Below are 18,825 nucleotides of genomic sequence, written 5' to 3' on the forward strand. Positions count from 1 at the left end.
AACATCATAGATTGATATCTCTAAATTAAAAAAATATTTATTAGAATATTGATATATTCTATAGAATTCTTGTTAAGATCAAATCTTAAAATTGTTTAATTCTATCTTTTCTATATACTAAAGCTATAGAAAATAATACTGAAACCACAAGATGTGTTGCATAAAATATTTAGGAAAATAAATGGAATTTAATGTCAAAATCAGCAAAGTTGAAAAACAACGCAATACCTCCGCCATCGTTGTAGCCATATTTGAATCCCAGAAACTTTCATCAACAGCTGAGGAACTAGATAAAATTAGCCATGGTTATCTTACTTCCCTATTGAGTGATGGCTTAATAGAAGGAAAGATTGGACAAAGTCTTCTTTTATATCACATACCAAATATTCCTTCTAAACGTATTTTACTGATTGGGTGCGGAAAAAAACGTGAGACAGATATAGAGAAATATAGAAAAATAATTCATGAAACAATTAGGAAGTTAAATGATATCGGATCAATTGAAGCAGTTCTGTTTCTTCTAGAACCAGATATGTCAGAAGACAAAATTTACTGGTCTATTCGCCAAGCAATAGAAGCTATTCATGAAGTATTATATGATTTTGATCAATTTAAAATTCATAAAACTAAAACAACATGTGCGCTACGCAAAATTACCTTTAATATCTCTAGCGAACGTGAACAAGCTATTGGCACTCAAGCTATACAACATGGTCTAGCTATCGCAAAAGGGATTAAAATTGCTAAAGATCTGGGTAATATGCCACCTAACATCTGTAATGCTTCTTACCTTACCTCTCTCACTAATCACTTAGCTAAAACCTACAAAAAATACATAAACACCTATACCGTTGATGAACAAGAAATGAATGTATTAGGAATGAATGCCTATATTGCAGTAGGGTCTGGTTCAAAAAATCAATCTATTATGTCAGTCATTGAGTATAAAGGACATCCAGATACAGACACCAACCCAATAGTTCTAATTGGAAAAGGAGTCACCTTCGATAGCGGGGGTATATCCCTAAAACCAGAAAAGAATATGCATCACATGAAGTATGACATGTGCGGCGCAGCATCTGTATATGCTGTAATGAATATACTAGCTGATCTTCAAATCCCTCTTAATGTAATTGGAATTTTAGCTAGTTGCGAAAACATGCCCGGAAGCTCGGCCTACCGTCCAGGGGATATACTTACTACCATGTCCGGTCAAACAGTTGAAGTTCTTAATACTGATGCCGAAGGACGTTTAATACTATGCGAAGCATTGACTTATGTTAAGCGTTTTAATCCAGAAATAGTAATTGATATCGCTACTCTCACTGGTGCCTGCGTTATTGCTTTAGGAGATCATATGAGCGGCCTACTATCTAATGACGATCTATTAGCCAATGAACTGCTGATAGCTTCAGAACAAACTAATGATCATGTATGGCGCCTACCAATAACTAAGGAATATCAAAAACAAATTGATTCTAACTTTGCAGATATAGCAAATATTGGAGAGGGACAAGCCGGAGCAATTACTGCAGCCTGCTTTTTAGCTCGTTTCACAAAAAAATACCATTGGGCACATTTAGATGTAGCTGGAACCGCTTGGGATTCTAAAAAAAATACTGGAGCCACAGGTAGACCAGTATCTCTTCTATCTCAGTTTTTATTAAATCGATCTAACTTAAAAGAATAAAAATCACTAAACATTAAAAAGAAAATTGATCACTTGAATAACCTATATAATTTATATTATTTTATTTAATATGAAAATTTAGACTCTAATGCCATCACCAATAATTAATGGAATTATAATTTATTTATTTTACAAACAAGATAGCAGAATGACAAATGTAACTTTTTATCTATTACCACCTGAAAATTCATCTCAAGAAATAACAATCAAAGATAAACTTATATGTTATCTTTCACACACAAATTGGTGCATCGGAAAACGCATTCTCATATCTTGTTCAAGCGAAAAAGAAGCTGTTAAAATAGATCAAACTCTTTGGAAGCAACCAACTTATTCGTTTATACCTCACAACCTAACTCAACAGGGCCCATCCTACGGTGCTCCAATAGAAATAACATGGCCAAATCAGATTTTTACAGGTCCACGCAACTTGCTTATTAATCTCTTACCATATCTCATCGATTCTTTTTCTGAATTCTTGGAGATAATAGATTTTGCACCAAATGAACAACCATTGAAACAGCTAGCACGTAATCGCTATAAACAATATCGGAGTTTAGGATACCAGCTACACATTACAAAAATACGCTCGTTGTGCATGTAAAATAAAACGTATATTATATATCTAATTTGTTTCTTAGTATCATTTATAAAAACATATCATTTATAAAGATACTAAAAAGCATCAATCAATAATAATATACTCGTTTAATCTAAATTAAATTGTTTTTGAAAATTAATTTTATAACTTTTTTCTAAAAAGTACACAAATATACTATATTTAACTCTAAGATTACTAATGCATACTATAATTATCATTAATCCAATCTATCACTCACTAAGTATAAAATGATATACCCAATCAATTCAATATTCCAAACTTTACAGGGAGAGGGTCTGTATTCTGGTTTACCAGCTATATTCATTCGCCTTCAAGGATGTCCTATAGGCTGTATATGGTGCGATACTAAATATAGCTGGAAAAAACTCTCGGGACAAGAAGTATCACTAGAATATATTCTTAAAAAACAAACAAATACTAATCAGTGGTGTATGGCAAGCAAAGAAATACTTCTTAATGTAATTTATAGACAGCAATGGACAGCAAAGCATATTGTTATTACTGGTGGTGAGCCTTGCTTGCATGATCTAATACCACTAACCAAAATATTAGAAAATGCAGGTTTTACTTGTCAAATAGAAACAAGCGGAACTCATTTTATTCTTTGCACAAAAAAAACATGGGTTACAGTGTCACCCAAAATCAATATGAATAGACACTATCCAGTACTTTATGAATCCCTAGTAAGAGCAGACGAAATCAAACATCCAGTAGGATGCCTAAGTGATATAAAAGAATTAGATACCTATCTTCAAAAGATTCATGATAATAAACAACGTGTTATCTCATTACAACCAATTAGTCAAAAAACCAACGCTATCCAACTCTGTATTAAAACATGTATCACTCGAAACTGGAGACTATCAATTCAAAGTCATAAGTATCTTAATCTTAACTGAATATTAAAAAATAAAAAATCAAATCAAAATATTAAAAAATCACTTTAAATCCCATTTTCTTATCTTTAAAAAAATAATTAGAAAACTCTTCTCTTTGATCCCTAGTGGAGCTTCTATCTTCCATATAAAGATGGCCATCTGTATCAAAATTTAAACTAAATTGTTGTAGAAACAATTCAACATCATCACTAACAAGACAAAAAAACTTACCACAATTTTCTCTTTAAAAAAATCATCATATTTTAAATATATAACTGTATAATTGCATTCGTAATCTAAAACCTAACTCACCTTAGATATTACAATCTACTAAAGCTAACACTTTACTATGCTATATACATAGTAATGATTAAGATATATGAATAACCATTAAGATCTGAAATAAAAATTTAACCACGATACACGCATCCAGAAGTGCATGTCTCTCGGACAGAGACTGCGCTTAAAGTTGGTAACGATAATTTCATTTTTATCCAAATCCATTCCACCAATAATTCACTAGTTGGATTTGAAAGACCTGGAATAATATTGAGATAAGAGTGATCTAACTGATCATAAATAGGTTGAAATGCACTTTGAATCTTAGAAAAATCCATAACCCAACCAGTATAACAATTTAATTCACCAGTTACTTCTAAACGAATTAAAAAAGAATGCCCGTGTAAACGACCACACTTATGCCCTTCAGGGACATTAGGTAAGTAATGTGCAGCTTCAAACTGAAATTCTTTAAATATACTATGCACTGCAACACCTAGTTATAATTAAAATGTTTAGCTTCTAAATATATCTCAATAAAACGCTTAACAACACCGTTATTTTACTTTAATAAAAATACCAAATTTTAATTAAATCATCGCATTTCCTAAAAAATATAAATTCAATTTTATCCTTATTTCTGATCCTTATGCACTAATGGATCCATAAAATGGACAACACGCTTAGTGCTCTAAAGAACAGCATTTAACTTTTAATCATAAAAATTATTTTAACTTTAGCATGCAATAACAAATAAGAAAATAACTTAATATAAGTTACTTATGAATGACTAAATATCTCATTATTTTAATCTTGTCTATCAAAAAAAATCAAAAATGATAATGATCTCATCTACTACATTAGATGTATTAGAATCACTGTATTCAGACTCAAAAAGTCAAACTAATGCCTCAATACTATAATTATAAAAAATGCATCTTAAAAACTAACTGACCATTATAAACTTAAGAACACTCCTATAAAACGAATCAGTTTATTAAAACTTACTACCAGTACTAAAAATAACACAAGTATATTATTCCATATCTTCGCAGAATATTTTGAATAACAGAATCCACAGATTATATTAACTGTATCTACAATAGAGATTTTTCCTTAAAATTACAAAGCATAAAAACAAATAACAAATACCATTCATTATCTTAAATACAGATAACCTGTCAAGAAATCACTTCTCATAATTGTATATCAAAACACAATAACTATTAACAAATTATATTATCAACAATGATCTTCTCTATTAAGAATCACCAATTATTTAATTGATATATAGCTTTATTTAATTAATATATTTTTAAATAAAAAAAATCTTGATTTCTGATCATACAATCCATCTAACAATTTTTAAATCTTAAAAACCATTAACCTCTATCCTCTATCTAAAGCTAAAATAATCATATACTGTAAATCTAAAAATAAAAACCAGAAAAATAATAAAAATACTGAATTTAACTTTTTATATTATAAAGATATGCAAAATTTATATTTTTCACTTTCTCATATTAAGAAAGAAATACTTATTTTACCTGGATGCGTGCTAAGATTTAACAGAGATATTTTAGATCCAGAATTAACTTATTTAACAAAAACACATGTTATCACAATAATAAAAATTTGCATAAAAATAGAATTATGGTAATAAATAAATCATTCACAAAAAATAAAACATTTCGGTTATCATGATAATTGAGAATAAACCCTTATTCAAAAATTAAAACTATCAACCTAACCCTTTCTGTGTACATCTCTTAAATCTGGAATTTTGATGAAATGACTACTCAAGCACCTGCGAAGAATATGTTACCACTCAATCCGGAAAAACTGGATCTCTTACATTCAATCATAGATGATTGCTCGAGCTCTCAATTAACCTGGATTACCGGTTATATCTCGGGAATCATTTATCAAACAGAAAAAAACAAATTCTGTCCAGTAAAAAAAGAAACCCCCAGACCGACTATTACGATCATTTCTGCATCTCAGACTGGAAATGCTCGTCGTTTGGCTAAAGAACTTTACGACAGACTAAGTCTTGAAAAATTAAACTCTAATCTCATAAATGCTAGTGACTATCAGTTTAAAAAAATTAATCAAGAACAAATATTGGTGCTCATCACATCTACCCAAGGAAATGGCGAACCTCCAGAAGAGGCACTAGCATTATATAAATTCTTAATGTCACAAAAAGCGCCTAATATTAATTCTTGCACATTTGCCGTATTTGGATTAGGTGATAGTTCTTATGAATTATTTAATCAAGCTGGTAAAGATTTTGATAGAAGATTAGAGGAGTTAGGCGCTACGCGCCTACTAAATCGAATAGACGCTGATGTAGAATTTTCTGATCAAGCTTCTTCTTGGCGTACTCAATTGGTTGATATATTAAAAGACCAATCTCGAGATACAATTAATCAAATGCTCACCCCAAATATAAAAAATATAAATTCAATAAACAATACCTTGTATACTAAAGATACACCATTAAAAGCCCGTCTTTTAGTCAATCAAAAAATCACTGGAAGGAATTCCGATCAAGATGTGCGCCATATTGAAATTGACATAAGCCATTCAAATTTAATCTATCAACCAGGCGACTCACTAGGAGTTTGGTTTGAAAATGATCCAGAATTAGTAGAAGAATTAATGCATCTGACATGCCTCTCTTCTGATGATAAAGTAATTGTAAGTGGTAATCTTATTTCAATCCAAGAGGCGCTAAAAACTCATTATGAATTAACCATCAATACCGCTCAAATTATTAAAAAATATGCTTTTCTCTCATCCAACAATTACCTCATATCACAACTTGATACTCAAGATAAATTGCAAAAATATGCAAATAATACACCTATTGTTGAAATGCTTCGCTCTTCTCCATCTAAACTCAATGCTCAAGATTTTATCGATATACTGCGTCCAATTTCTCCACGATTATACTCAATTTCTTCCGCACAAGAAGAAAATGAAAACGAAATTCATATTACAGTAAGCGTTGTTCGATTCAATATAGATGGACGAACTCGATCTGGCGGTGCCTCTAGCTATCTAGCAGATCGACTCCATGAAAATGATGAAATACGTATTTTTATTGAACAAAATAATCATTTTCGCTTACCAGAGAACCCAGAAAAACCAATTATTATGATTGGACCTGGCACTGGTATTGCACCATTTAGAGCTTTCATGCAAAAACGAAATAGCGAACAAGCTTGTGGCAAAAATTGGCTGTTTTTTGGAAACCCACATTTTACTGAAGATTTTTTATATCAAGTTGAATGGCAAAGATATGTAAAAAATGGTTTATTAACTCACATTGATTTAGCTTGGTCACGTGATCAAGAAGATAAAATCTATGTCCAAGATAGAATTTATGCTAGAGGTAAAGAAATATGGAACTGGATTCAAGATGGCGCACACCTTTATATATGTGGTAATGCTAGGCATATGGCTAAAGATGTCGAAAAAGCTCTATTAAAAATAATTGAAAAATTTGGAAAAATGGATAGTAAAACTGCAGATAATTTTTTAAATGATCTGCGTATCGAACACCGTTATCAGAGGGACGTCTATTAATGACTAATAAAAAACACTCTAATCCATTGATAATTGAAGGCCATCTAGACGATGCCGAACGCGTTAAAAAAGAAAGCAATTACTTACGAGGAAGTATTACTGAAGATCTCTATGATAATTTAACAGGTGGCTTCCATGGGGATAATTTTTCCCTTATTCGATTTCATGGAATGTACCAACAAGACGATCGAGATATCCGCGCTGAACGCGCAGAACAAAAATTAGATGCTCGCCACGCAATCATGTTGCGTTGTCGTTTGCCTGGCGGCATTATCACGCCGAAACAATGGCTAGCAATCGATGGATTTGCTCAAAATAAAACTCTATATGGAAGCATACGTTTAACTAATCGACAAACATTTCAGTTTCACGGTATTCTCAAAAATCATATAAAATCAGCTCATCAAATTTTATATGATATTGGTTTGGACTCTATAGCTACTGCAAATGATGTAAACCGAAACGTACTGTGCAGCTCCAATCCAATTGAATCAATGATACATCAAGATACATATAAATGGGCAAAAAAAATCTCTGAACACCTTCTACCACATACCCGTGCTTATGCAGAAATTTGGCTAAATCAAAAAAAAATCACTACTATTGATGAAGAACCCATACTCGGGGCTACCTATTTACCACGTAAATTTAAAACTGCTATTGTTGTTCCACCAAATAATGATGTTGACGTACATGCTAATGATATGAGTTTTGTTGCTATTTCTCAAAATAAAAGACTAATCGGTTTTAACGTACTTATCGGAGGAGGCTTATCGATCGAACACGGAAATAAATTAACTTATGCACGAACTGCTAGTGAGTTGGGCTATATATCACTGAATAAAGTTATTGACGTAGCAGAAGCTATAGTAACAATACAACGCGACTGGGGAAATCGTACTAATCGTAAAAACGCTAAAACTAAATATACAATAGATCGCGTTGGTCCTGAACTATTTAAAACCGAAATAGAGCGTCGTGCTAATGTTCAGTTCAAGGCAATACACCCATATAAATTTACTACCCGTGGTGATCTGATTGGTTGGATAAAAGGTATTAACAACACATGGAATTTAACATTATTTATTGAAAACGGTCGTATTCTAGACTATCCTGATCGACCAATTAAAACTGGAATAGCAGAAATTGCTAAAATTCATCATGGAGATTTTCGATTAACTGCAAACCAAAATTTAATTATTGCTGGAATACCAGAATCAGAAAAAGAAAATATTGAAAAAATAGCTTTATCATATAAACTTATAGATAATATTAGCCTCCAGCGTATAAATTCAATGGCATGCGTATCATTTCCAACATGCCCTCTAGCCATGGCAGAAGCAGAACGCTTTCTTCCAAGATTTGTCACATCTCTAGAAGAAATTATGATTGATCACGGTGTGGGACATGAATATATTATAGTACGTGTTACTGGATGTCCAAATGGATGCAGTCGAGCATTATTAGCTGAGATTGGTTTGATTGGAAAAGCACCAGGACGATACAACCTTTATCTTGGTGGAAATCGAGTTGGTACACGCATTCCACGTAAGCATCTAGACAATGTTAATGTAGACCAAATCCTAAAAAATCTTGATAAACTTATTTACCGATGGGCAACAGAACGATATCAAAATGAAGATTTTGGTGATTTTACAATTCGATCTGGTATAATAAAACCAGTAATTAACCCAGCCAATGACTTCTGGACATAAAAGAGATTAGCAATGATAACCCCGAATCTTCTCAAACTAAACTCACTTTCTAAAAAACAACAAATCATAGATCTATCTAATATTAATTCTAGTCTAGATAAATTATCCGCTGAAAGCCGAGTAGAATGGGCCCTAGAAAATCTACCTCATAAAGCTATTTTAAGTTCAAGTTTTGGAATCCAATCTATAGTTAGTTTGCATCTTATAACGACAAAAAAACCTGATATTCCAGTAATTATTACAGATACCGGGTATCTATTTCCAGAAACTTATCGATTTATTGATGACTTAACAAAGAAGATGAGTCTTAATCTAAAAATCTTTCGTTGCCCAGAAAGCCCTGCATGGCAAGAAGCACGCTATGGTAAATTATGGGAACAAGGCCTAGACGGACTAAAAAAATATAACAACCTTAATAAAGTAGAACCAATGAATAGAGCTCTAAAACAATTACAAGCACAAACATGGTTTGCCGGCTTACGTCGAAACCAATCTGCTCATCGATCACAACTTCCTATTCTTGAGATCCATAAAGGAATTTTTAAAGTCTTACCAATTATAGACTGGACTGATCAAATGGTTAATCAGTATCTACAAAAACACACTTTACCCACTCACCCCTTATGGGATAAGGGTTATATCTCAATTGGAGATACGCACAGTACGAAAAAGTGGCAACCAGGAATGAAAGAAGAAGACACTCGTTTCTTTGGCATCAAACGAGAGTGCGGTCTACACGAGTAAGTAAAGTTAGATAATCCTCATCTAATGAGGAACAATCTAAAAAGGAACAATCTAAATTTGAATTAATAATATTAAACCATACGAACATCCACTCTTTTGAATCAATCCATAAAAATTTTATTAAAAACATAAAAATTATCATCTATATAATCCCTCACCAGTTACATGATCAACAACATACTGATACGAATTATCACAATGAATTAGTGTAAAACTCTAAAAATAATTTAGTACACAACGCTAAATGATGTTTTTTATAAAAACATTATATTTGAAGATAAACAAAATTTTATCCAATAACAGTATACAAGACAAGACTTGATCGCTTAAGTAGCTTAATATGATCTAAGATATTATATAAAATTCCTATGAATCTTGTAGGATTCTATTACTTAAACCACTAAATCTTTTAGATTATGCCACACAGTTGTCAAATTAACCTAATTGCTCTTTATCCCAATAAAAATAAGAAAAATTAAAATAACCTATCTAAATGTAAAATCCAGGCTATAATTTCAAAAAAACTAAACATTTTAAATCAAAAAATATAAAGTAATTAAATTATTTCTATTTTTACAACGAGTTAACAAATATTCCAACGAAATTTAAAAGAATCTCCAAAAAAATTCATGAAAAATCTAACGAATTTTGGTTCAAAATTTATAACAAACAAGAATAGACTCTTATTCAGATTCTTCTATAGATCACTCTAATTACTGATTGTTTTCATATTAAATACAAAATAATATTTATGTAATACATCACCTAAAATGTATATGACAATAAAAAAATAAAACATGAAACATATAAATACTCATAATATCTTATATTAAGAATTTCTTATTCTAAACTCTAACCACAAGTTATTCTATGCAGTCATTAGTTGTTCTAAACGGAAATTTCATTAGACTTCATATTGATGCGTATAGTTGATTATACGGTTATGTAATAATGAAGGTACACGTGGATTATCTACCTCTTTTTGCTAATCTTAAAAATAAACCAGTACTAGTGGTAGGCGGTGGGCATGTAGCAACACGAAAAGTTGAGTTACTTAATCGAGCTGGCGCTCGTATACAAATAGTAGCACAGCAGTTATGTGAAGAACTGATTTCGATACATCAAAAGAATAAATTTGAATGGATTTCTACCACTTATCAATCTCAACAACTAAAAAAAGTCTTTCTAGTCATTGCTGCTACCAATAACTCTAAATTAAATCAGCGTATTTATAAAGATGCTTCTTCTCGCTATCTTCTTGTTAACACAGTAGATGAACCACAAAATTGTTCGTGTATTTTTCCTGCTATCATTGACCGATCCCCGATAATAATAGCCATTTCATCTAGCGGAACAGCACCTGTACTTGCACGATTGCTACGTGAAAAAATAGAAGCATTACTACCAGCTCATTTAGGACTAATGGCAAAGATAGCTGGAGAATGGCGTAATAAAGTTAAAGCACGATTCATTAGCTTATCTGAACGACGAAGTTTTTGGCATAAAGCTTTTAATGGTTTATTTTCTCATCAAGTAGCAAGAAGGCAGTTAAATGAAGCTAGGTTAACGTTAGATCGACAGCTAAATGATATTAACATATCATCAGGTGAAATTATCTTGGTAGGAGCGGGACCAGGAAATAGCGATTTATTAACTTTACGCGCGTTACAAGTAATGCAAATAGCTGACGTTTTACTATATGATTCTCTCGTAAGTAAAGAAATTCTAGATTTAAGTCGACGTGATGCAGATCGTATCTGTGTTGGTAAACGTGCAAACTCTCATAGCACTACACAGGAAGAAATTAATTCTATGCTAATAAAACTAGCTAAACAAGGTAAGTGCGTTGTACGACTAAAAGGTGGTGACCCTTTTATATTTGGCAGAGGTGGTGAAGAACTACAAGCAGCAAAATCAGCTGGAATCCCCTTCCAAGTTGTACCTGGTATCACGACAGCGCTTGGTGTTGCTGCCTATACTGGTATCCCGTTAACTCATAGAGACTATTCTCAGAGTGTTCTTTTTATTACTGGACACTACCATTCTCATAATTCTATAACTTATTGGCCAAATCTAACACAATCAAATCAAACACTAGTTATTTATATGGGCTCTATTACAGCAGGTTCTATCGCTTCAAAATTAATAATTAATGGACGAGATCTACAAACACCTGTTGCTGTAATTAGTCGCGGTACATGCCAAGACCAAAAAGTGCTAATCGGAACACTAAACAAACTTGAAATATTAACACACAAAATGCCTACCCCCATATTATTAATAATCGGAGAAGTAGCAAAGTTACACCATCAGCTCTCATGGTTTAAGAATACTGAAAATGAACCATAAACCCTAATTCTCAATTTTTCTTAAGGCAACATAATGGATCCAAACAATAGTACTCACTTAAAGCAAATCGAAGCAGAAAGTATTTATATAATCCGAGAAGTAGCAGCAGAATTTACTAATCCCGTAATGTTGTATTCTATTGGAAAAGATTCTTCAGTTATGCTTCATTTAGCACGTAAAGCCTTCTATCCAGGAAAAATAGCTTTTCCATTGCTACATATAGATACCGGATGGAAATTCCGTGAAATGTATCAATTTCGTGATCATACTGCAAAAGAAATAAACACAGAACTCTTAATACACCGCAACTCAACAAATGAAGCTGAAAGTACTAATCCATTTTTAGACAATCAAACACGACATACAGAAATTATGAAGACTGAAGGCTTGAAACAAGCTTTAAATAAATATGGATTTGATGCAGCCTTTGGAGGAGCTAGGCGTGATGAAGAAAAATCTCGAGCAAAAGAACGAATCTATTCGTTTCGAGATCATCTGCACCAATGGGATCCAAAAAATCAACGCCCTGAGCTCTGGCATAATTATAATGGTCAAATTCATAAAGGTGAGAGCATTCGAGTATTTCCCCTCTCTAACTGGACTGAACTAGATATTTGGCAATATATTTTTTTAGAAAAAATTAAAATTGTTCCTTTATATTTAGCAGATATGCGTCCAGTTCTTAAGCGCAATGGTATGCTTATTATGATTGATGACAATCGAATTAAATTGAAAAATGGTGAAAAAATCGAACAACGAATGATTCGTTTTCGTAGTCTTGGATGTTGGCCATTAACAGGAGCAATGGAGTCTAATGCGAAAACAATTCCTGAAATTATCGCTGAAATGTTAATTTCTAATACAAGCGAACGAAAAGAGCGATTAATAGACCAAGATCAAACAAGCTCTATGGAACTTAAAAAGCGACAAGGTTATTTCTAAGGAACTGTAATGAATAATATTATTACTCATCAAAATTTTCAAACCTCTATCATAGAAAACTGGCTAAAACAACAGAAAAATACAACTCTTCTTCGTTTTCTTACCTGCGGTAGTGTTGATGATGGTAAAAGCACGCTTATTGGTAGATTGTTACACGATACAAAACAAATTTATGAAGACCAGATGTCTACATTATGTAGTGACAGTAAACGCCATGGAACACAAGGAGATCAAATAGATCTAGCATTGCTGGTAGACGGCTTGCAAGCGGAACGTGAACAAGGTATTACTATTGATGTTGCGTATCGATATTTCTCTACTTATCGACGTAAATTTATTATAGCCGATGCACCAGGTCATGAACAATACACACGTAACATGGCTACAGGCGCATCCACTTGCGATCTTGCTATTCTTCTTATTGATGCACGAAAAGGTTTGCTAAATCAAACGCGTCGTCATAGCTTAATTACTACACTACTAGGTATTAAATACTTAATCGTAACTATTAATAAAATGGATCTCGTTAATTACAGTCAAGATCAATTTTTAAAAATTAAGGAATCCTATCTTAATTTTTCAAAACAGCTACCAAATAATATTGATATTCACTTTATACCGCTATCTGCTCTTACGGGTGAAAATGTTGTACATACTAATAAAAAAATGCCCTGGTATGAAGGTCCAACTCTTCTTAATCTACTAGAAACTATTAATGTTCAGTGCAATGCAAAACAAAAATCCATGCGATTTCCAATACAATACGTCAATCGTCCAAATCTTGATTTTCGTGGGTATTCTGGAACCATAGCTTCTGGAAAAATAGAGATAGGTCAAAAAATAAAAGTGCTACCTAGTGGTAATAAATCAACAATCACACGTATCGTAACCTTTGATGGCGATCTACCATGCGCCTATGAAAACGAGTCTATCACTTTAGTTCTCAAGGATGAACTTGATATTAGCCGTGGTGATTTATTGATAAATGAAAACGAACAATTAATAGCTGCACGAGGCGCAACAGTTGATGTCGTATGGATGGCAGAAAAACCACTTATAGGCGGTCAAGTCTTTAATATAAAGATTTCAGGAAAAAAAACACGAGCATGCATAGATAAAATTCATCATCAAATTGATATTAATAATCTCACGCACTATAATTCTCAAGAGTTACCACTCAATGCCATCGGTCTTATTGATATTATCTTCGATGAACTAGTTCCTATAGACCCTTATGAACATAATCGAGTCACCGGTGCAATCATATTTATAGACCGATTAAATAACGGAACTGTTGGAGCTGGAATGGTTAGAAGCGCTCTTACAAATATGACCTCTTCTTATAAAAATAAATTTAGTGATTTTGAGCTAGAGCTTAATGCTTTAGTACGCCGTCATTTTCCACATTGGGGTGCATGTGAGCTATATGATAGGTAAACAGAATGATACAAAATAATAAGAACTTAATATGGCATGCTCATCCTATTACTCAAAAAGAACGCGAAAAACTTCATGGGCATCGTAGCATTGTGTTATGGTTTACCGGATTCTCTGGATCAGGTAAATCAACGATTGCAGGTTCTTTAGAAAAAAAACTGTACCAAATGGGTATTAATAGTTATTTGCTTGATGGAGATAACCTAAGACATGGATTATGTCATGATCTAAGTTTTAGTCTGCATGATCGCAAAGAAAATATACGAAGAATAGGCGAAGTAGCAAAACTTATGATTGACGCCGGGCTCATAGTTCTTACTTCACTTATCTCTCCTTACCATGAAGAGAGAAAAATGGTGCGTAATCTAATTGGCTCAGAGTCTTTTGTTGAAATCTTTATAGATACTCCTCTAGATATCTGCGAAAAACGAGATCCAAAAGGACTATACAAGAAAGCGCGCTCTGGAGCGCTTACTAACTTTACCGGCATAGATTCTGAATATCAAGCACCATTGAAACCAGATATTCACCTTGATGGTGAAAAAAAAATAACGGTTTTAACTAATGAAGTATTACATTTCTTAAAGATGCGCAATATAATCCAAGATTAAACTAATGAGAGCTTCCATCTTTTTTAACAAGTTGGAGGCTCGGATTATCTAAAATAAAACCAGATAAAAATTTTATAAAATCAAATAACTATAAAAATTAAGATATATTTATCCTAATTATACAAAAATTAACTTCACAAAATAACCAAATGGATTAGCATGTGATTCAAAAAAAATGCATGACTAAACTGACCTTGCTTTTATTTATTCTTCTAGGTGAACTACAATATTCACTATGGTTTGGAAAAAATGGAATATACGCCTTAAAACAAACCCATACAGATCTAGAATTGCAAAAAACTTACAACTCTGCATTAAGAATACGAAATGATCAATTGCTGTCTAAGGTCAAAAACTTGCGTCATAACCTAAAAATTACGACACAACAACCTTCTAATATAAATAAAGGATCTAAAAATAACATCAGTTCCTATTAGTAATTTTGTACGATTTACTTTTTAATAAAAATATCACCCATCTAAGACAAATTAATAGATGTATATTAACATCATGATTTATCGTGTATTTATAATATATAATTGACAATTATGATTTTATAAAGTAAAAATTTATCACATGAATAATCCAATCTCCTACTCTAGAATTATCGCCATAGTTCCTTCAGCAGGTACCGGTAGCCGCATGCGCTCAGAATGTCCTAAACAATATCTTCATATCTGTGGAAAAACAATTCTAGAACACAGTTTAACTGTATTATTAAATAATAAGCAAATTCAACATATAATAGTTGCAATTCATCCAAAAGATACTCACTTTAATCACTTGCCCCTAGCTAAAAACATACGTATTACTACAGTATACGGCGGTCTTAGTCGATTCGATTCAGTAATAGCAGCTTTAAAGATGGCTGGTTCTGCTAAATGGGTATTAATTCATGATGCCGTTCGACCATGTATTTACCCTGAAGACTTATGTCGCTTACTTACTTTAACTTCTTATAGTAGGGTTGGAGGCATCCTAGCAGTGCCAATAAATGATACTATAAAATGTGCTCTTATCGGTAGTAATTATATTTCTCATACTGTCTCACGTAATAACTTATGGCAAGCTCTTACACCTCAAGTATTTCCGTTACAACTTTTACAAACCTGTCTTAGTAAAGTTTCGAATAAAAAAAATAAAATAACCGATGAAGCAACAGCATTAGAATTCTGTGGATTTCATCCAGAAATACTCCATGGACGCCGAGATAACCTTAAAATAACAGAACCAGAAGATCTAGCCCTAGCTCAGCTCTATCTTATGGAGAGAGATAAAAAATTAGGAATATAACATGCGAATTGGTCAAGGTTTTGATATACATAGTTTTGGCGGAAACAACCCATTAATTATTGGTGGTGTTCATATTCCATATCAAAAAGGCTTGCTTGCTCACTCTGATGGAGATGTATTGCTTCATGCCCTTGCGGATTCACTTTTAGGTGCAGCAGGATTAGGGGATATTGGACGTTTGTTTCCAGATACTGATAATACGTATCGAGGAATAAATAGCCGTTGTCTTCTTAGACAAATAATGACAAAGATTATAAAAAACTCCTATTATGTAGGAAATGTTGATCTAACCATAATAGCTCAAGAACCAATAATGCTTCCATATATTCAAAAAATGAGAATAAATATTGCAGAAGACTTATCTATTAATTTAACTAATATTAATGTAAAAGCAAAAACCTCTGAAGGACTAGGATGTATTGGTCGACAAGAAGGCATTGCCTGCCAAGCAGTATCTCTGCTTTTTCTATGTTAAATCTGAAAAATCTAGTCCTATTTTAATATATTAAAAAATATATTTTCAAAATAATTCCATAATAAAACTACAATCTATAACTTAACTATTTTTATTAATGATTTCTTCAAAAAAGATCTCCTTTTAACCTAAACATCACACTTAGTAAATATAAACAGTATTATTAATATTCTCTTTTATAAATAATATATTAATATTAACTAAAAATTTTTCTAGTATAAAAACCTATGAATACATTTCTTAAGATTTAATAAATACATGATCATATAGAAATTTCTATAAACATAGAATACACATTTTAGATAATTAATACAGTTATTACTCTATACAACCAATCCTAAATACTGTCGAAAATATTAAACTTCACGCCAATTAAAATTCATGGTTTTGAATACGATTGTTTTATAATCTATATTACCTCATAAATATGAAGAAATTCTTTCACTTCTTAAGAATAAAAGAGATCATCATAAAACCCTCCCTTCTCTCTAACTTATTTAAAAAAAGACCATCTTCTATTATGAAGATAAACAATGATCCTTCTTCTATAATTTCAATATTTTATATACAATTTTTACGTGCTACAATCTCATTAATTAATACAAAATATTATCCATGATATAATATAAAATGGGTTAATCCTAAAAAGATTATAATCAATTAAGATTGATTGAATAAAAAACTCATCTCAATAAAAATTAAAATAAAATATCTATAAAATTATATATCATTCTATAAATATATCTTCAATAATAGTATTGAATACTATAGGAAAATCACAAAATAACAGTCACTATCACATCCTCTATCATACATCAGATATCTTTACAACTCTAATCAAAATAAATTCCTATCTAATTATTCTGATCGCATATCTTAACATAAGCAGAATGACGTTCATCTTCTATCCAATCGAGTGTAGCTATAGGTAACTTACGTTCAAGCAATATCTGATAAGCCTCTTCTTTCTTTTCTACGTCAGTTTTATCTACCACTCTACTATCTAGGAGTTGTACAATATGCCATCCGGAATCAGAATGAATCGGTTGACTAACCTCACCATTTTTTAATCCTACCAGGATATTACGAAATAGATCATCAAACTCCTCGATTCCACGCCAACCCAGATCTCCTCCATTATATTCTGATTGAAAATCTTGATATAAAGCTTGTTCAACCTGACTAAAGATCCTGCCATTACTAATTTCAGAAGAAACTTGAAGTAATTTAGAGCGAATCTGAGAATCAGATACTACTGGTGATGACCTAAGAAAAATATGTCTAACATGTACCTGATGAGATAAAATTCTTTTCTTTTTTCCATCTATGTCGTTAACTTTTAAAATATGCCAACCCATGCCAGATCGAATAGGACCAATAATATCACCTTTTTGTGCTTTCATTAAAAATGAAGAAAACAATGAAGGTAAATCCCTCAACCCTCTCCAGCCCATATCTTCTTCTATAAGATTGTGCACATCAGACGAACAATCCGTAACTAACTTACTAAAATTAGAACCCTTTCTTGCCTGATGAACTAACTGAACAGCGATATTCTCCCGACTTAAAGCTTCTTTCTGTGTTGGATTTTCTGATAAAGGTAATAAAATATGACTAAGTTTAAATACAAAATTAGAACTATTTTGTGCATCTAAATAACTCACCAATGAATTAATTTCTTCAGGCATGATAGAGAAACGATGTCTTACTTCATTAGTACGTAATTCTAATACCATAAGATTATTACGAATCATCTCACGATATGAAGCATAATTAATACCTGAAGCAGACAAAGACCTAATTAGTTGACTCACGCTCATTTTTTTTTGTTGTGCAATCTTGGAAATAGCCTTCTGCAACTGCAAATCATTAACATATAAGCCAAGTTGTTTTGATTTTTGTAACAAAATGCTGTTAATAATCAGTTGTTCTAGCACTTGATGATGAAGAATATTCTTGTTAGGTAGGCCTTGACCAGTCTTTATTGCTTCGTTTTTGATAGAATGAATCATTCTATCAACTTCACTTTTTAACACTACACTACTATTAACAACTGCAGCAACTTGATCTATTACTTGAGGAGATGAAAATGCAGTACTAGATACAAGAACTGCACTAAGAACTAATACTTTCCAATAAGTCATATGGATTCCATTTTCTGTTCCAAACGGTAGGATTGTGAATCTTCAATATATA

Annotated in this window: 15 protein-coding genes; 13 read left to right on the plus strand and 2 right to left on the minus strand. The window is 32.1% G+C overall.

Features of this window, described 5'->3' with window-relative positions; all coding sequences use genetic code 11:
* The first annotated feature begins 181 nt into the window (after positions 1-181).
* From HACICURT3053_RS02935 to queE, 3 genes are all read left to right on the plus strand, one after another.
* A complete protein-coding gene (locus tag HACICURT3053_RS02935) occupies positions 182-1,690 on the plus strand; it encodes a leucyl aminopeptidase (RefSeq protein ID WP_157992224.1) in 1,509 nt (502 codons plus the stop codon).
* A 148-nt stretch (positions 1,691-1,838) separates the two neighbouring features.
* On the plus strand, positions 1,839-2,294 hold the full coding sequence (locus HACICURT3053_RS02940) for a DNA polymerase III subunit chi (protein ID WP_157992225.1): 456 nt from the start codon (positions 1,839-1,841) through the stop codon (positions 2,292-2,294).
* A gap of 245 nt (positions 2,295-2,539) precedes the next feature.
* A complete protein-coding gene (queE, locus tag HACICURT3053_RS02945) occupies positions 2,540-3,211 on the plus strand; it encodes a 7-carboxy-7-deazaguanine synthase QueE (RefSeq protein ID WP_157992226.1) in 672 nt (223 codons plus the stop codon).
* Positions 3,212-3,600: 389 nt separating this feature from the next.
* Here queE and queD read toward each other — a convergent pair whose 3' ends face one another.
* Positions 3,601-3,957, minus strand: a complete 357-nt coding sequence (queD, locus tag HACICURT3053_RS02950; protein ID WP_157992227.1) for a 6-carboxytetrahydropterin synthase QueD — start codon at positions 3,955-3,957, stop codon at positions 3,601-3,603.
* Between the two features lie 1,303 nt (positions 3,958-5,260).
* On the opposite strand from queD, the gene cysJ reads away from it, so the two are divergent.
* The 10 genes from cysJ (at position 5,261) to ispF (ending at position 16,629) form a co-directional block, all read left to right on the plus strand.
* Positions 5,261-7,063, plus strand: a complete 1,803-nt coding sequence (cysJ, locus tag HACICURT3053_RS02955; RefSeq protein ID WP_157992228.1) for an NADPH-dependent assimilatory sulfite reductase flavoprotein subunit — start codon at positions 5,261-5,263, stop codon at positions 7,061-7,063.
* On the plus strand, positions 7,063-8,778 hold the full coding sequence (cysI, locus tag HACICURT3053_RS02960; RefSeq protein WP_157992229.1) for an assimilatory sulfite reductase (NADPH) hemoprotein subunit: 1,716 nt from the start codon (positions 7,063-7,065) through the stop codon (positions 8,776-8,778). The genes cysJ and cysI overlap by 1 nt, the downstream gene beginning before the upstream one ends.
* A gap of 12 nt (positions 8,779-8,790) precedes the next feature.
* Positions 8,791-9,522: a phosphoadenylyl-sulfate reductase gene (locus HACICURT3053_RS02965; protein WP_157992230.1), complete on the plus strand. Its 732-nt coding sequence runs from the start codon at positions 8,791-8,793 to the stop codon at positions 9,520-9,522.
* 963 nt (positions 9,523-10,485) lie between these two features.
* The gene (gene cysG / locus HACICURT3053_RS02970; protein WP_157992323.1) at positions 10,486-11,871 is read left to right on the plus strand and encodes a siroheme synthase CysG; all 1,386 of its coding nucleotides are present in this window, start codon (positions 10,486-10,488) and stop codon (positions 11,869-11,871) included.
* A gap of 33 nt (positions 11,872-11,904) precedes the next feature.
* The gene (gene cysD / locus HACICURT3053_RS02975) at positions 11,905-12,813 is read left to right on the plus strand and encodes a sulfate adenylyltransferase subunit CysD (RefSeq protein WP_157992231.1); all 909 of its coding nucleotides are present in this window, start codon (positions 11,905-11,907) and stop codon (positions 12,811-12,813) included.
* A 9-nt stretch (positions 12,814-12,822) separates the two neighbouring features.
* The gene (gene cysN, locus HACICURT3053_RS02980; RefSeq protein WP_157992232.1) at positions 12,823-14,250 is read left to right on the plus strand and encodes a sulfate adenylyltransferase subunit CysN; all 1,428 of its coding nucleotides are present in this window, start codon (positions 12,823-12,825) and stop codon (positions 14,248-14,250) included.
* Between the two features lie 5 nt (positions 14,251-14,255).
* Positions 14,256-14,861 carry an adenylyl-sulfate kinase gene (cysC, locus tag HACICURT3053_RS02985; RefSeq protein WP_157992233.1) on the plus strand — a complete coding sequence of 202 codons (606 nt, stop codon included), beginning with the start codon at positions 14,256-14,258 and terminating at the stop codon, positions 14,859-14,861.
* A gap of 161 nt (positions 14,862-15,022) precedes the next feature.
* Positions 15,023-15,298, plus strand: a complete 276-nt coding sequence (locus tag HACICURT3053_RS02990; RefSeq protein ID WP_157992234.1) for a septum formation initiator family protein — start codon at positions 15,023-15,025, stop codon at positions 15,296-15,298.
* A 139-nt stretch (positions 15,299-15,437) separates the two neighbouring features.
* Entirely contained in the window at positions 15,438-16,154 is a 717-nt protein-coding gene (gene ispD, locus HACICURT3053_RS02995) for a 2-C-methyl-D-erythritol 4-phosphate cytidylyltransferase (protein ID WP_157992235.1), read from the plus strand.
* A gap of 1 nt (position 16,155) precedes the next feature.
* Positions 16,156-16,629 carry a 2-C-methyl-D-erythritol 2,4-cyclodiphosphate synthase gene (ispF, locus tag HACICURT3053_RS03000; RefSeq protein ID WP_157992236.1) on the plus strand — a complete coding sequence of 158 codons (474 nt, stop codon included), beginning with the start codon at positions 16,156-16,158 and terminating at the stop codon, positions 16,627-16,629.
* A gap of 854 nt (positions 16,630-17,483) precedes the next feature.
* Here ispF and surA read toward each other — a convergent pair.
* Positions 17,484-18,773: a peptidylprolyl isomerase SurA gene (surA, locus tag HACICURT3053_RS03005; RefSeq protein WP_157992237.1), complete on the minus strand. Its 1,290-nt coding sequence runs from the start codon at positions 18,771-18,773 to the stop codon at positions 17,484-17,486.
* Positions 18,774-18,825: the final 52 nt, after the last annotated feature.

Source organism: Candidatus Erwinia haradaeae (genome assembly GCF_900698855.1).
Lineage (GTDB): Bacteria > Pseudomonadota > Gammaproteobacteria > Enterobacterales > Enterobacteriaceae > Erwinia_E > Erwinia_E haradaeae_F.

What these genes read in the sequence shown, in the direction of transcription:
- HACICURT3053_RS02935 (WP_157992224.1), top strand. Translation starts at nt 182, where the DNA reads ATGGAATTTAATGTCAAAATCAGCAAAGTTGAAAAACAACGCAATACC.
- HACICURT3053_RS02940 (WP_157992225.1), top strand. Translation starts at nt 1,839, where the DNA reads ATGACAAATGTAACTTTTTATCTATTACCACCTGAAAATTCATCTCAA.
- queE (WP_157992226.1), top strand. Translation starts at nt 2,540, where the DNA reads ATGATATACCCAATCAATTCAATATTCCAAACTTTACAGGGAGAGGGT.
- cysI (WP_157992229.1), top strand. Translation starts at nt 7,063, where the DNA reads ATGACTAATAAAAAACACTCTAATCCATTGATAATTGAAGGCCATCTA.
- surA (WP_157992237.1), bottom strand. Translation starts at nt 18,773, where the DNA reads ATGACTTATTGGAAAGTATTAGTTCTTAGTGCAGTTCTTGTATCTAGT.
- HACICURT3053_RS02965 (WP_157992230.1), top strand. Translation starts at nt 8,791, where the DNA reads ATGATAACCCCGAATCTTCTCAAACTAAACTCACTTTCTAAAAAACAA.
- ispD (WP_157992235.1), top strand. Translation starts at nt 15,438, where the DNA reads ATGAATAATCCAATCTCCTACTCTAGAATTATCGCCATAGTTCCTTCA.
- cysN (WP_157992232.1), top strand. Translation starts at nt 12,823, where the DNA reads ATGAATAATATTATTACTCATCAAAATTTTCAAACCTCTATCATAGAA.
- cysJ (WP_157992228.1), top strand. Translation starts at nt 5,261, where the DNA reads ATGACTACTCAAGCACCTGCGAAGAATATGTTACCACTCAATCCGGAA.
- ispF (WP_157992236.1), top strand. Translation starts at nt 16,156, where the DNA reads ATGCGAATTGGTCAAGGTTTTGATATACATAGTTTTGGCGGAAACAAC.
- cysC (WP_157992233.1), top strand. Translation starts at nt 14,256, where the DNA reads ATGATACAAAATAATAAGAACTTAATATGGCATGCTCATCCTATTACT.
- cysD (WP_157992231.1), top strand. Translation starts at nt 11,905, where the DNA reads ATGGATCCAAACAATAGTACTCACTTAAAGCAAATCGAAGCAGAAAGT.